At 63.7% G+C, this 14,548-nt stretch carries 13 protein-coding genes and 3 tRNA genes; 9 read left to right on the top strand and 7 right to left on the bottom strand.

From position 1 onward, the window contains the following. The 5 genes from ABYB95_RS06050 to ABYB95_RS06030 all read left to right on the top strand — a co-directional run. On the top strand, positions 1-317 hold a 317-nt coding region (locus tag ABYB95_RS06050), incomplete at its 5' end, for a cytochrome c (protein WP_372657564.1). A gap of 47 nt (positions 318-364) precedes the next feature. Beyond that, positions 365-1,795, top strand: coding sequence for a cbb3-type cytochrome c oxidase subunit I (locus ABYB95_RS06045; RefSeq protein ID WP_372657563.1), 1,431 nt, complete (start codon positions 365-367; stop codon positions 1,793-1,795). Between the two features lie 2 nt (positions 1,796-1,797). Next, on the top strand, positions 1,798-2,652 hold the full coding sequence (locus tag ABYB95_RS06040) for a CbbQ/NirQ/NorQ/GpvN family protein (RefSeq protein ID WP_372657562.1): 855 nt from the start codon (positions 1,798-1,800) through the stop codon (positions 2,650-2,652). Between the two features lie 64 nt (positions 2,653-2,716). Then, on the top strand, positions 2,717-3,634 hold the full coding sequence (locus ABYB95_RS06035; protein WP_372657561.1) for a 4Fe-4S binding protein: 918 nt from the start codon (positions 2,717-2,719) through the stop codon (positions 3,632-3,634). Beyond that, positions 3,634-5,463 carry a nitric oxide reductase activation protein NorD gene (locus ABYB95_RS06030; RefSeq protein WP_372657560.1) on the top strand — a complete coding sequence of 610 codons (1,830 nt, stop codon included), beginning with the start codon at positions 3,634-3,636 and terminating at the stop codon, positions 5,461-5,463. The genes ABYB95_RS06035 and ABYB95_RS06030 overlap by 1 nt, the downstream gene beginning before the upstream one ends. A gap of 57 nt (positions 5,464-5,520) precedes the next feature. Here the strand turns inward: ABYB95_RS06030 and acs are convergent, their stop codons facing one another. After that, the gene (gene acs, locus ABYB95_RS06025) at positions 5,521-7,515 is read right to left on the bottom strand and encodes an acetate--CoA ligase (protein ID WP_372657559.1); all 1,995 of its coding nucleotides are present in this window, start codon (positions 7,513-7,515) and stop codon (positions 5,521-5,523) included. A 233-nt stretch (positions 7,516-7,748) separates the two neighbouring features. Between acs and ABYB95_RS06020 the strand changes: the two genes are divergently transcribed. From ABYB95_RS06020 to ABYB95_RS06005, 4 genes are all read left to right on the top strand, one after another. Next, the gene (locus ABYB95_RS06020; protein WP_372657558.1) at positions 7,749-8,351 is read left to right on the top strand and encodes a TIGR00645 family protein; all 603 of its coding nucleotides are present in this window, start codon (positions 7,749-7,751) and stop codon (positions 8,349-8,351) included. Between the two features lie 52 nt (positions 8,352-8,403). Continuing rightward, on the top strand, positions 8,404-9,957 hold the full coding sequence (locus ABYB95_RS06015) for a fumarate hydratase (RefSeq protein WP_372657557.1): 1,554 nt from the start codon (positions 8,404-8,406) through the stop codon (positions 9,955-9,957). 7 nt (positions 9,958-9,964) lie between these two features. After that, positions 9,965-10,777 carry a glutamate racemase gene (murI, locus tag ABYB95_RS06010; protein ID WP_372657556.1) on the top strand — a complete coding sequence of 271 codons (813 nt, stop codon included), beginning with the start codon at positions 9,965-9,967 and terminating at the stop codon, positions 10,775-10,777. Positions 10,778-10,930: 153 nt separating this feature from the next. Further along, on the top strand, positions 10,931-11,341 hold the full coding sequence (locus tag ABYB95_RS06005; RefSeq protein ID WP_372657555.1) for a DUF4332 domain-containing protein: 411 nt from the start codon (positions 10,931-10,933) through the stop codon (positions 11,339-11,341). A gap of 78 nt (positions 11,342-11,419) precedes the next feature. On the opposite strand, the gene ABYB95_RS06000 is transcribed toward ABYB95_RS06005, so the two are convergent. The 6 genes from ABYB95_RS06000 to ABYB95_RS05975 form a co-directional block, all read right to left on the bottom strand. After that, the gene (locus ABYB95_RS06000) at positions 11,420-12,730 is read right to left on the bottom strand and encodes an MFS transporter (RefSeq protein ID WP_372657554.1); all 1,311 of its coding nucleotides are present in this window, start codon (positions 12,728-12,730) and stop codon (positions 11,420-11,422) included. Between the two features lie 77 nt (positions 12,731-12,807). After that, on the bottom strand, positions 12,808-13,431 hold the full coding sequence (locus ABYB95_RS05995) for a DUF6806 family protein (RefSeq protein WP_372657553.1): 624 nt from the start codon (positions 13,429-13,431) through the stop codon (positions 12,808-12,810). Between the two features lie 41 nt (positions 13,432-13,472). Continuing rightward, positions 13,473-13,565 (bottom strand) — tRNA-Leu (locus ABYB95_RS05990). Between the two features lie 112 nt (positions 13,566-13,677). Further along, positions 13,678-13,751, bottom strand: a tRNA-Cys gene (locus ABYB95_RS05985). Between the two features lie 72 nt (positions 13,752-13,823). Further along, positions 13,824-13,899: transfer RNA gene (locus ABYB95_RS05980), tRNA-Gly, on the bottom strand. A gap of 88 nt (positions 13,900-13,987) precedes the next feature. Further along, a partial coding sequence (locus ABYB95_RS05975) for a S16 family serine protease (RefSeq protein ID WP_372657552.1) occupies positions 13,988-14,548 on the bottom strand: 561 nt, incomplete at its 5' end.

Raw genomic sequence — 14,548 nt, 5'->3', positions numbered from 1 at the left:
CGGAACGGTCCAAGTCGGGTGACATCACGCCCGCCGTGGTTCGCGGCAAACACTTGTGGGAAACGCGCAACTGCATCGGCTGCCACACCTTGTTGGGTGAAGGGGCCTATTTCGCGCCCGAGCTGGGCAACGTCTACGAACGCCGCGGGCCCGACTTCATCAAGGGCTGGATCCAGGCCATGCCCACCAATGCACCCGGGCGCCGCCAGATGCCGCAGTTCAACTTCACCGACGAGCAGCTCGACGATCTGGTCGAGTTCCTCAAGTGGACGAATGGCATCAACACCGAAAAATGGCCACCCAACATCGAAGGCTGAACGGTTCGGCGAGCCGCCGTTTCCGCCCACTCTCAGAGGACATATCCATGCAAGCCACCACACTCAAATACCCGTCCCAATCGGTCTCCAAGCTGTACTTCATGGCCGCCATAGGCCTGTTTGTCGGGCAGATCGTCTTCGGCCTGGCCCTGGGTCTCCAGTACGTCATCGGCGACCTGATGTTCCCCGCCATTCCTTTCAACATCGCACGCATGGTGCACACCAACCTGCTCATCATATGGCTGCTGTTTGGTTTCATGGGCGCTGCCTATTTCATCGTGCCCGAGGAGAGCGAGACCGATCTTTACAGCCCGTTGCTGGCCAAAGTGCTGTTCTGGATCTTCCTGGCCGCCGGGGTGCTGACCATACTCGGCTACCTGCTGGTGCCCTACGCCACGCTGGCCGAGATGACAGGCAACGACATGCTGGCCACCATGGGACGCGAGTTCCTCGAACAACCCTTGCCGACCAAGCTGGGCATCGTCGCGGTCTGCCTGGGTTTCCTGTTCAACATCAGCATGACCGTGCTCAAAGGCCGCAAGACCGCGATCTCCATGGTGCTGCTGATGGGCCTGTGGGGGCTGGCGCTGATGTTCCTGTTCAGTTTCGTCAACCCCAGCAACCTGGTGCGCGACAAGATGTACTGGTGGTTCGTGGTGCACCTGTGGGTGGAGGGCACCTGGGAGCTGATCATGGCGTCCCTGCTGGCCTTCGTGCTGGTCAAGACCACCGGCGTGGACCGCGAGGTGATCGACAAGTGGATGTACATGATCGTGGCGTTTGCGCTCATCACCGGCATCCTGGGCACCGGCCACCATTTCTACTTCATCGGACTGCCGGGCTACTGGCACTGGGTGGGCGGTGTGTTCTCCGCCATGGAGCCCATTCCCTTCTTCATGATGACGATGTTCGCCTTCAACATGGTGCAACGCCGCCGCCGCGAACACCCGAACCAAGCCGCCGTTCTGTGGGCCGTGGGCACCGCCGTCATCGGCTTTCTGGGTGCCGGCTTGTGGGGCTTCATGCACACACTCAGCCCGGTCAACTACTACACCCACGGTTCGCAACTCACCGCCGCGCACGGGCACCTGGCCTTCTATGGCGCCTACGTGCTGGTGGTGATTGCCATCATCAGCTACGCCATGCCGATTCTGCGGGGACGTGAAGCCAATCCCCAGCGCGCACAGTCGGTGGAGATGTGGAGTTTCTGGATCATGAGTATCGGCATGGGCGTGATGGTGCTGGCCTTGAGCGGCGCGGGTGTGCTCCAGATATGGCTGCAGCGTCTGCCCACAACGGGGGCAATGTCGTTCATGGCCACACAAGACCAGTTGACCTTCTTCTACTGGGCGCGCGTGGCCGGCGGCGTGGGCTTCTTGCTGGGCCTGCTCGCCTATCTGTCGAGCTTCTTCATCGGCCCCTCGGTCGACGAGAAAAGCAGCAGCTCAGCCACAGGCGCACGCCTGCAAAGGGCCTGACCATGGGCGGCGCAGATGCGATCGACTTGCTGGCACGCGCGGCTTCAACGCCGGGGCTGGTGGCAGCGCCAGAGAAGTTGCCCTTTTATGCCGAACAGGCGGGCGAATGCCAACTCTTTGCGCATTGTTTTCGCCAGCAGCTGCCACTGCTGATCAAAGGACCAACCGGTTGCGGCAAGACCCGCTTCGTGGAACACATGGCAGCGCGGCTGGGCCGCCCGCTGATCACGGTGTCCTGCCACGACGACCTGAGCGCCGCCGATCTGGTCGGGCGGCATCTGATCGGTCAGGGCGACACCGTGTGGAGCGATGGGCCGCTGGCCCGCGCCGTGCGACAGGGCGCCATCCTCTACCTGGACGAGGTGGTGGAAGCCCGCAAGGACACCACGGTGGTGCTGCATCCGCTGGCCGATGACCGCCGCTTGCTCCCCATCGAGCGCACGGGGGAACTGCTGAAGGCGCCACCCGAATTCATGCTCGTGATCTCGTACAACCCGGGTTATCAGAATTTGCTCAAAGGGCTCAAACCCAGCACGCGACAACGCTTCACAGCCCTGTCCCTGGGCTATCCGTCGGCCGAGGTCGAACGCCGCATCGTGGAGCAGGAAGGTCGCGCGGCGCCAGCGCTGGCCGCCCAGCTGGTGCACCTCGGACAGGCGCTGCGCCGGCTGACCGCGCACGACTTGGAAGAGACCGCGAGCACCCGTTTGCTGGTGATGGCGGCCCGTCTGGTGGCATCCGGCCTGCCCTTGCTCGACGCTTGCCGTGCTGCGGTGGTGAACGCGCTCACGGACGACCAGGAAACCAGTGCCGCACTGGACGAAGTGCTGCGCGCCCTGATCGACGATGGCCACTGACACCCCCTCCTCTTCCACATTGGCCCGCACCAGCGGAACCACCCAGGGGCCAACGAGCGCGATCTTGCAACGCCGCCGGCGTGTTTTCCAGATCGGGTTTTTCGCGCTCTTCCTGCTGGCGCCTGCGCTGAATCTGTTCCGCTTCGACCTGAACCAAGCCCAGCTCTGGGTGCTCGGCTGGCGCTGGTCGCTGGGCATTGACGCATTCGTGCGCGGTGACGCGACCGCGGTACAGACCGCCATCAACATCCTGTTGCGCGGGTTTCTCCCGGCGATCTTGTTCATCGCTGGTTTCCTGGCGGTGGCCTACCGCTATGGCCGCTTGTACTGCGGCTGGCTGTGCCCACATTTTTCCCTGGTCGAAATGCTCAACGACCTGCTGCACCGGGCCAGCGGCAAACTCAGCATCTGGGACCGTTCGACCACGCCGCGCAGCGGACGGCAGGCGCAAAAAAGGTGGTGGCCGGTTTTTCTGCTCGCCTGTGTGCTGTGCGGATTTGTCTGGGCCATCACCCTGCTGACCTACCTGCTGCCCCCGGCAGAAGTCTGGGCCCATCTCGTGCGCGGCACGTCCACACCCAACCAGCTGCGCTTCATCGGCATCGGTACCCTGGTGTTCACCCTGGAATTCACGCTGGCTCGGCATTTGTTCTGCCGCTTCGGTTGTGCGGTCGGCCTGTTCCAGAGCCTGGCCTGGATGGCCAATCCCAAGGCCATGGTGGTCTCGTTCGCGCGCGACCGGGCACGCGAATGCAAAACCTGCGACGCGCCACGCGGCAGCGCCTGCGACCACGCCTGCCCGATGCGGCTGAACCCGCGCAACATCAAACGCATGATGTTCTCGTGCGTGCAGTGCGGGCAATGTCTCAGCGCCTGTGACTCCACGCAATCCGATCAAGGCCGCCCACCGTCGCTGGAGTGGAAAGTGGGCCTGGACGCGGTGCGCGAAACGCTGCACCAACGGCGCGATAGGGTGCACTGATGGAAGAATGGGTTGGTGGCTGGTGGCACCGCATCGTCACGCGCGCGGCTCAGGCCGAGGCTTCAGAGGCTGCGGTGGCGCTGGACGACATGCACCGCAGCATCGGGCTGTTGTTTCGCGCCGGCGGCGGTGCGACCGCCGTGCGGATCACCGCCAGCGCCGATGCGCGCCACGGTGGCCCCCGGCACTGGCTGCAGCGCCTGGCGGGCACCGCCCTGCGCACGCCCCAACCCCAGCTCCACCACGACACGCTGGCCTTGCCGCCCACGTTGTCCGTGTTCGCCGACAGCGCGGCGAACCGCGATCTCTACCTCTGGCTGGCGGCCATGGCCTCGGTCTTCGTGCCCAGCGGCAACTGGATCGCCGACAACCGCCGCGCCACTGTATTGGCCCTGCAACAGTTCGCCGGTCTGCGTGCGCGCTTTGATCGGCTGAGCCGCCAGCACCTGGCACAACGCCCGGCTCTGGAGGGCTTAAAACCCGGCGATGCGCGGTACGAGGCAGCGGTGCAGGCCGCCTTGCGCGGCGAAGCACACGCCGAGCTGGCCGTGCGGCCCGAACACGTGGCCCCGGTCTGGCTCTGGCTGGAAGGCTTTGATGCACCCGTGCCGGGTGGCGGTGCACCCGGCGCTGCGGGCGATGCGGCCCCGCGGCCCGACGCAGCGCCCGATCCGGCCAGTGCCAAACGAAGGCGCAGCCGTCGGGTGCAGGACGACCCGTCTCGCCACCCCATGCTGCTGGCCGCCAAAACCGACGCCTTGATGAGCTGGAGCGAACTCGTCCGGCTCGACCGCGGCAGCGACGACGAAGCCAACCCCGACGCCTGCGCCGCAGCCGACGACATGGACACGCTCTCGCTCGCGCGCAGCGAACAGACCACCGCTTCGCGCGTCAAGTTCGACCTGGACCTGCCCAGCGCCAGCGCAGACGAGCTGCCACTCGGACCCGGCCACACCCTGCCGGAATGGGATTGGCGCCAGCAACGGCTGCTGCCCGAACATTGCCAGTTGCAAACCCTGGTGGCCCGGCCAGGCACCCCTTACATCCCCCCGCCCGCTTTGCGCGCCATGGCCCGGCGCGTGCAAAAGCGGCTCGAGGTGCTGCACGCAGCACCACAGCGCCAGCGGGCGCAGTGCCAGGGCGACGAGATCGACCTCGATGCCTGGGTGCGCTTCAGCAGCGAGCGCCGCAGCGGTAGCCGGCACAGCGACAGCCCTGCGGTCTACAGCCACACCCGGCGCGCCGAACGCAGCCTGGCCACCTTGCTGCTGGCCGACCTTTCCTTGTCCACCGATGCCTATGCCACCAACGACGCCCGGGTCATCGACGTGATCCGTGAGGCCTTGTACGTGTTCGGCCAAGCGATGGCGGCCACCGGCGACGCCTTCGAGATGCTGGGCTTCAGCTCGGTGCGCCGAAACAAGGTGCGCATCCAGCACCTGAAGGGCTTTGAGGAACGCTGGAACGAGGTCGTGCGCGCGCGGGTAGGCGCCTTGAAGCCCGGCTTTTACACCCGCATGGGCGCTGCGGTGCGCGAGGCCACACGGCGCCTGGACCAACGCCCCGAGCGCCAGCGTCTGTTGCTGGTGCTGACCGACGGCAAGCCCAACGATCTCGACATCTACGAAGGACGCTACGGGCTGGAGGACACCCGGCACGCGGTGCAGGAAGCGCGACAAGCCGGCCTGGTCCCGTTTTGCGTCACCATCGACGAAAAGGCCCACGACTACCTGCCACACCTGTTTGGAGGCCAAGGCTACGCCTTGGTGCGCCGCCCACAGGATCTGGTGCACCGACTGACACAGGCCTGGATAGCCTTGGCCCGTTGACCGGTCCAGTAAAAAAGCCCGCTGGGTCAGCGGGCTTTTTTGTGCGGTGGCACCCGTTCAGAGCTTTTCCGAGAGCTGCTCAAGAATCGCCGGGTTTTCCAGCGTAGACGTGTCCTGGGTGATGGCTTCGCCCTTGGCGATACCCCGCAGCAAGCGGCGCATGATCTTGCCGGAACGGGTTTTGGGCAGGTTGTCGCCGAAACGGATTTCCTTGGGCTTGGCGATCGGGCCGATTTCCTTGCCCACCCAGTCGCGCAATTCCTTGGCAATGGCCTTGGCCTCGTCGCCGGTCGGGCGTGAACGCTTGAGCACCACAAACGCCACAATGGCCTCGCCCGTCACATCGTCGGGGCGTCCCACCACAGCCGCCTCGGCCACCAAGTCGGTCTTGCTCACCAGGGCGGACTCGATCTCCATCGTGCCCATGCGGTGCCCAGAGACGTTCAGCACGTCGTCGATGCGTCCAGTGATGCGGAAATAACCCCGGTCCACGCTGCGCACCGCACCATCGCCAGCCAGGTAATAGCCCTTGAGCTCTTCGGGGAAGTAGGCCTTCTTGAAGCGCTCCGGGTCGCCCCAGATGGTGCGGATCATGGACGGCCAAGGCTTCTTGACCACCAGGATGCCGCCCGAACCGTTGGGCATGTCCACACCGGCTTCATCCACGATGGCGGCCGTGATGCCCGGCAGCGGCAAGGTGCACGAGCCCGGCACCAGGGGTGTTGCGCCCGGCAGCGGTGTGATCATGTGGCCGCCGGTCTCGGTCTGCCAGAAGGTATCCACGATCGGGCAACGCTCGCCGCCCACGTGTTTGTAGTACCACATCCAGGCTTCGGGGTTGATGGGCTCGCCCACCGAACCCAGCAGCCGCAGACTGGACAGATCGGAGCGCGCCGGGTGCACTTTTTCATCGGCTTCGGCCGCCTTGATCAGCGAACGGATGGCCGTGGGGGCGGTGTAGAAAATACTGCACTTGTGGCGCTCGATCATCTGCCAGAAGCGCCCGGCGTTCGGGTAGGTGGGCACGCCTTCAAAAACGATCTGGGTCGCGCCTGCCGCCAGCGGGCCGTAGGCCACGTAGGTGTGGCCGGTGATCCAGCCGATGTCGGCGGTGCACCAGAACACGTCGCTGGGCTGGAGATCGAACGTCCACTGCATGGTGAGATTGGCCCACAGCAGGTAGCCACCGGTGCTGTGCTGCACGCCCTTGGGTTTGCCGGTGGACCCCGAGGTGTAGAGCACAAACAGCGGGTGTTCCGCGCCCACCATCACGGCCGGGCAGTCGGTGGACTGTTCGGCCATCAGCTCGTGCATCAGGCTGTCGCGGCCCGCCACCATGTTGCAACTGGTCTGTGTGCGCTGGAAAACGATCACGTCTTTCACGCATTCGCAGCCGCCCATGGCGATGCCTTCGTCAACGATGGCCTTGAGCGGCAGCTCTTTGCCACCGCGCAGCTGGAAGTTGGCGGTGATCACCGCCACAGCGCCGGCGTCCTGGATGCGTTCCTGCAAGGCCTTGGCCGAAAACCCGCCGAACACCACGCTGTGGGTGGCACCGATGCGCGCACAGGCTTGCATGGCCACGACGCCTTCCACGGTCATGGGCATGTAAATGACGACGCGGTCGCCCTTCTTCACACCCTTGGCCTTGAGCGCGTTGGCAAACTGCGAAACCTTGTCCAGCAGTTCCTTGTAGCTGACCTTGGTCACCTCGCCGCCATCTGCTTCGAAGATGATGGCGGTCTTGTTCTCCACCGGCGTGCCCATGTGGCGGTCCAGGCAGTTGTATGAGGCGTTCAACTCGCCATCGTCGAACCACTTGTAGAACGGCGCGTTCGAGCTGTCCAGTGTCTGGGTGAAGGGTTTGCTCCAGTTCAGATATTCGCGCGCCAAACGGGCCCAGAACGCCTCGTGGTCTTTTTCGGCTTCCGCGCACAAGGCTTCGTACGCGGCCATGCCGGACACGCGCGCGGCCTGGACGGTGGCCGCTGTCGGTTCAAAAACGCGGTTTTCAACCAGCGTGGATTGGATGGACGTCGAAGGTGTGGACATGTTTTGTCTCCTCGGGGTTTTGAAATCAGAAACTCCGCCTACTGTGCGCAAACGCTCTTACGAGCCACTTACATGGGTGGTGGATGGCCTGGCCAACCCAGAGAATACAACCCTCGGCTGCGACAGGACAGCGCGCGACGCGCCTCGGGCCCACATGCGGGCAAGCCTACAATATTGCCTGCCCGTCCGCCCCGCCTCCACGCCGCTCGCTCCACCCCTCCCGCACCGCCTCCATGACCACCCCGATCCAACCCCCGCCCGCGATCCGCGCCCTGCCCAACCTGATTTTTGCCAGCCGCTGGCTGCAGTTGCCACTCTATATCGGACTCATCGCCGCCCAGGCGATTTACGTCTTTCACTTCTGGGTCGAACTGGTGCACCTGGTAGAAGCCGCGTTTGGCAACCAGAACGCGCTGGCGGCCCTGGTCAAGAGCATTGGCTACAAAGATTCCGTCGATGTCACCGGGCTCAACGAAACCATCATCATGCTGGTGGTGTTGGCCCTGATCGATGTGGTCATGATCTCCAACCTGCTGATCATGGTCATTGTGGGGGGCTACGAAACCTTCGTCAGCCGCATGGGCTTGCACAACCACCCCGACCAGCCCGAGTGGCTCAGCCACGTCAATGCCTCGGTGCTCAAGGTCAAGCTGGCGACCGCCATCATCGGCATCTCGTCCATCCACTTGCTCAAGACCTTCATCAACGCCGCCAACTACGAAGAAAAGGTGCTGATGTGGCAAACCATCATCCATGTGGTGTTCCTGCTCAGCGCCATGGCCATCGCCCTGACCGACCGCTTGATGGCCCAGCCCAAGGGCAGCAAAGAACACTGAACACGGCCAGCGCCGCCGACAGCCTCCCCACCCTCTGACACCAGGAGCCGCCATGACCACCGCCATCCGCCAAGAAGACCTGATCGAATCCATCGCCGCCGCGCTGCAGTTCATCAGCTACTACCACCCCAGCGACTACATCGCACACCTGGCACGCGCCTACGAACGCGAACAAAGCCCGGCGGCCAAGGACGCGATCGCCCAGATCCTGACCAACAGCAAGATGAGCGCCACCGGCCACCGCCCGATCTGCCAGGACACCGGCATCGTCAACGTGTTCCTCAAGGTCGGCATGGACGTGCGCTGGGAAGGCTTCACCGGTGGCCTGGACGACGCCATCAACGAAGGCGTGCGCCGGGGCTACAACAACGCCGATAACAAGCTGCGCGCCAGCGTGGTGGCCGACCCGCTGTTTGCCCGCAAGAACACGGGCGACAACACGCCCGCCGTGATCTTCACCGAAATCGTACCCGGCAACACCGTGGACGTGACCGTGGCGGCCAAGGGCGGCGGCAGTGAAAACAAAAGCAAGATGATCATGCTCAACCCCAGCGACAGCCTGATCGACTGGGTGCTCAAGACGGTGCCCACCATGGGTGCGGGCTGGTGTCCGCCCGGCATGCTGGGCATTGGCATTGGTGGCACCGCCGAAAAATCGGTGTTGCTGGCCAAAGAAAGCCTGATGGACGACCTGGACATGTACGAGCTGCAGGCCAAATCCGCCAAGGGCGAAAAGCTCAGCCAGGTGGAAGAGCTGCGTCTGGAGCTGTTCGACAAGGTCAACGCACTCGGCATCGGCGCACAAGGCCTGGGCGGGTTGACCACGGTGCTGGACGTGAAGATCAAGATGTACCCCACCCACGCGGCCAGCAAGCCGGTGGCCATGATCCCCAACTGCGCGGCCACCCGCCACGCGCATTTTGTGATGGATGGCAGCGGCCCGGTCTACCTGGACCCGCCCAGCCTGGACCTGTGGCCCAACGTCAACTGGGAGCCCGACACGCAAAAGAGCCAGCGCGTCAACCTCGACACCCTGAGCAAGGCCGAAGTCGCCAGCTGGAAGCCGGGCCAGACCCTGTTGCTCAACGGCAAGATGCTGACCGGTCGCGACGCCGCGCACAAGCGCATCCAGGACATGCTGGCCAAGGGCGAAAAGCTGCCGGTGGACTTCACCAACCGGGTCATCTACTACGTGGGCCCGGTCGACCCGGTGCGCGACGAGGCCGTGGGCCCGGCTGGCCCCACCACCGCCACCCGCATGGACAAGTTCACCGACATGATGCTGGAGCGAACCGGCCTGATCGCCATGATCGGCAAAGCCGAGCGCGGTCCGGTCGCGATCGAGTCGATCAAGAACCACAAGAGCGCCTACCTGATGGCCGTGGGCGGCGCCGCCTACCTGGTGTCCAAGGCCATCAAGACCGCCAAGGTGGTGGGCTTTGAAGACCTGGGCATGGAAGCCATCTACGAGTTCGACGTGGTCGACATGCCCGTGACCGTGGCGGTGGACGCAGGCGGCACCAGCGCCCACATCACCGGCCCGGCCGAATGGCAAAAGCGCATCGCCAGCGGCGAATTCAAAGGCATCAACGTCGCCAGCGCCTGAGTCCCTCGTGCCCACCATCGGCGTTTTCGACAGCGGGGTCGGCGGCCTGAGCGTGCTGCGCGCCCTGCTGTCCGCGCTGCCCGGTGCACACCACATCTACCTGGCCGACAGTGCCTACGCGCCCTATGGCGAACGCAGCGCCGCCGACGTCTTGCAACGGTCGCAGCGCATCGTCCGCCACCTGCGCCAAATTCAGCCGCTGGACGCACTGGTCGTGGCCTGCAACACCGCGACCGCGCTGGCCATCGACGAATTGCGCCTGTGCTTCCCCGACCTGCCCATCATCGGTGTGGAGCCGGCCCTCAAGCCGGCCGCAGAATGCAGCGCGTCGGGGCACGTGGGTGTACTGGCCACCCGCGCCACGCTCGGCAGCGCGCGTTTTGCGCAGCTGCGCCAGCGCATGGAAGCCTCGTCCACGCGGCCCTTGCACTTCAGCTGCCAGCCTTGCGACGGACTGGCCGACGCCATCGAGCGCGACGACGAAACCCAGACCCAGGCCTTGTGCGAACGCTACGTGCAAGCCTTGGCACAAGTGCCCGGGCCGCTTCCACCCATGGATACGCTGGTGCTGGGCTGTACCCACTATCCGTTTGCGGCCCCCACACTGCAAACCTTGTGCGGCCCCGGTGTTGCGCTGGTCGAAACCGGACCTGCCGTTGCACGCCGAACCCGCGCGGTCCTGGGCGCCGCCCTGCCCGAGACCGATGGGCACACCCAACACGCACCCATGTTGCTGACCACCGGCTCGGCCGAAAAGCTCGGGGCAACCGCCAGCCGCTGGCTGGACACGGCACTTTCTGCGCAAACTGTCACGATCTGACTCGCGCAAGCGACACCGCCTAGCGCCAACGTGAAGCGCCACACAAGCCAGCCCATGGGTGGTAGCAAACACAGCCCGACTTCGGTACATTGCGTTTAGGCCCTAGACACGCCACCGGTGTGGCGCCCTCAACCCTTGAAAGGAAATCAGCACATGGCGAACAAGAAAATCCAGGACGTGGAAGGTATCGGTCCCGTGGTCGGGGGAAAACTGCTGGCGGCGGACGTGAAAGACACCGACGGCCTGTTGAGCAATGCCCGCACCCCGGCCCAGCGCAAAGCCCTGGCCGACAAGGCCGGTTTGACGGAAAAACAAATTCTGAAATTCGCCAACATGGTGGACCTGTACCGCGTGAGCGGTATCGGTTCGGAGTTCGCGCAGTTGCTGGAAGCCGCTGGTGTGGACACGGTGCCCGAATTGGCTCGCCGCCGGCCCGACAACCTGACGCAAGCCATGGCCGATCTCAACACCGCCAAGCAGCTGGTGCGCCGCGCCCCGACCGAAGCAGAAGTGGGCAAGTGGGTCGAACAAGCCAAAGACTTGCCGCGCATGCTGGAGTACTGAAACCGCAGGCGTTGCAGCGCCCATGCTCTTGCAACCGGACAAGGCCCACTGCGGGCCTTTTTCTATTGATGCGTCCGGTCAGTCGGTGGCCAAGGCTTGGCCCAAGGCGGCCCGCCGCCCGCGCGCCATGTTCACCGGCATGAGCAGCCCCAACCCGATCAGGAACAGCACGGCCGTGAACCCGATGGCCAGCCGCTGGTTGCCCCCGGTAGCCCATGTGATGGCACCATAGCTCAATGGCCCGATGATGCTGGCCAGGCGGGTGGCAAAAGTCCACAGTCCAAAAAATTCGGCCAACTGTTTCGGCGGTGCCAGCATGCCCGCCATGGCACGACCCGAAGACTGACTCGAACCCATGCAAACACCGGCGATGACAGCGGCATACCAAAAACCGCCCTTGGTCGTGGTGAGCGCTGCGATGATGCAAGTGGCCATCCACCCCACCAGCGTGATGCCCAGAGCCAGTTTGTGGCCCAGCCGGTCCTGCCAGTAACCGAAAGCAAAAGCGCCCAGCGCGGCCGCAATGTTGAGCACGAAGATCAGCACCATGGTTTCCTGTTGCACGAAACCAATCACCTGCTCCGCATAAATCGCGGCCAAAGTGATCGCCACCGCCACACCGCCCTGGTATGCCACGGCGCAAGCCAGCAGCCAGATGAAATCGCGGTACTGGCGGGCATGCTGAAAGGTGGTCTGAAGCTGTCGCAAGGAGTCCAGCCAGCCAGAACCAGCCACTTGTGTTCGCGCTTCGGCGCGTTCGTGCAGCAACAACAGCGTTGCCAGCGAGGCCACGGCAAAAATACCTGCTGTGATCAACATCGTGACCGGCACAAACTGCGCCGCTGTCTGGCCCTGCGACTGCGCCCACAGCACGTAGGCCAGGCTCAGGCCCAAGGCCAGCATGCCGCCGAAATAGCCAAAGCTCCAACCCCAGCCACTCACCTTGCCCATGGCCTCAGGCCGCGCCAGCTCGGGCAAAAAGGCCGCCACCAGCGACTCACCCCAGGAAAAAAACGTGGTGGCCACCACGATCAGCAACATGGCCAATACCACCGAGCCCGGGGTCACGAAAGCCAGCGCGGCGGTGGCCAGCACACACCCCACGGTACACAGCATCAGCAAGCGCTTTTTCGCCCCGTGCTGGTCGGCCCAGGCCCCCATGGCGGGCGCGGTCAGCATCACGATGGCGTAGGACACGCTGAGCGCCAGCGTCCAGGCAAAGGTGGCCCAATCGGTGCCACCCGCCACCGCGCCCACAAAGTAGGCGGCAAACACCGCCGTGAGCACCACGGTGGTGTAACCCGAGTTGGCGAAGTCGTACATCGCCCAACCAAACACCTCGGATCGTCGGACTCCGGGATTGAGCGCATCGGAAGAAAACAGCGGCATCTACACTCCAAGAACAAAGGCCCGGAACGGGCCTGTTTCGCAGTCTACGACCTGTGCATGACAGGTCGTTCAGGTGCTCAGTGCAAATGACGGGGTTTTCTGGGGCCGCCATGGCCCGATGAGCCACCGAAGCCGCGTGGTGGTCGGCCCAACTGCATGGAGTTGACCAGCGCATCAAAGCGCTGCGTGAACAGCTTGTCGATCGCCAGCACCACATCGCTGAGCTCAGCGGCATCAAAGTGCCGCTCCATGATGTGCACCACGTCTTGCACCAGCAAATCGCGCTGCACCTGCATGATGGCAGCGGGTGTCGGGCCCACAAAACACATCATGAAATCGTCGCGCGCCTCTTCTTCGGCGGCTTCATCCTCATCGTCGTACTCGGCGTCGTAGAACGACACTTCCAGCGCAGCGCCCGCCGAAGCGATTTCGTTCAAGCCCATGCAGGTTTCTTCGATGACCTGGCGAAAATCCTCACCGCCCGAAACAGTCCAGCACATCTGCAACACGTGCGCCGCCGCGTCGAAGCGGATACCGGGCTCGTCCTCGTAAGCGCTTTCGGCCGCGGCCGTCAGCGAGCGCGCACCAGCGTATTGCCACAGCGGCTTGAGCGCGTCCTGGATTTGCGCAAACGCCACTTCTTCACGCAAGGGAACATCCCCATGCACGTGGATTTCAAAGGGCGGATTGAATTGGGTCATGGAAACTCACTGTACCGGTGAAACCGGAAAAAACCTAGGGTTGGTGCCTCGAACCGGGGTCGAACCGGTACGCCCCCTCACGGGTAAGCGGCGGATTTTAAGTCCGCTGTGTCTACCAATTTCACCATCGAGGCCATGTGTCAATTGTCGCAGGTCGGGGCAGACCCCGATGGCACGGACACTGCATGCTTGAAGCCCAAGAAAAAGCCCCGGCAACACATGTTGTCGGGGCCTGTTCTTTTTCTTTGGAGGCGCGACCCGGAGTCGAACCGGGCTAGACGGATTTGCAATCCGTTGCATAACCGCTTTGCTATCGCGCCGAGTACAACAGTGCCCAAACACATGGGCAAACCGGACAAAAAAGGGAAGCCATAAGCTTCCCTTTTTGAATCTGGAGCGGGATAAGAGACTCGAACTCTCGACCTATACCTTGGCAAGGTATCGCTCTACCAACTGAGCTAATCCCGCATATTTCCGACGTCTTGGTGTGTTCGTCAGAAGCTGAAATTGTAGCTCAAAAAAAGCCCTGTTTTCAAGCCCCTGATTTTTTTTGCCGTCAATGTTTCACCGCATCCGGAGAGGGCGCGGTCGACGCCACGGAAGCCGCAGCCAGTTGTGCCGCGACCTCTTCTTCGGTCAACGGAACGGGCTGCCGCTCCAGTGCAATGGCCAACACTTTGTCGATCCATTTGGCCGGGATAATCTCCAAGCCCTGCTTCACATTCTCGGGAATTTCCGCCAGATCCTTGACGTTCTCCTCGGGGATGATGACGGTCTTGATGCCACCGCGCAGCGCGGCAAGCAGCTTCTCTTTCAGGCCACCGATGGCGGTCACTTCACCGCGCAACGTGATCTCACCGGTCATGGCCACGTCGGCCCGCACGGGAATACCCGTGAGCGCGGACACCATGGCGGTGGTCATGGCGGCGCCGGCACTGGGACCGTCCTTGGGCGTGGCGCCATCGGGCACGTGGATGTGCAGATCGCGCTTGCCAAACTGCTCGTCCTTGATGCCCAGCATGCGCGCACGGCTTCGCACCACGGTGCGTGCCGCTTCCACCGACTCCTTCATCACGTCGCCCAGCGAGCCGGTGCGGATGATGTTGCCCTTGCCGGG

The organism is Hydrogenophaga sp., from assembly GCF_041633695.1.
In the GTDB taxonomy this organism is placed as follows: Bacteria; Pseudomonadota; Gammaproteobacteria; order Burkholderiales; family Burkholderiaceae_C; genus Hydrogenophaga.
The sequence above is the reverse complement of the archived record's forward strand: the minus strand, read 5'-3'. Positions and strand labels throughout refer to the sequence as shown.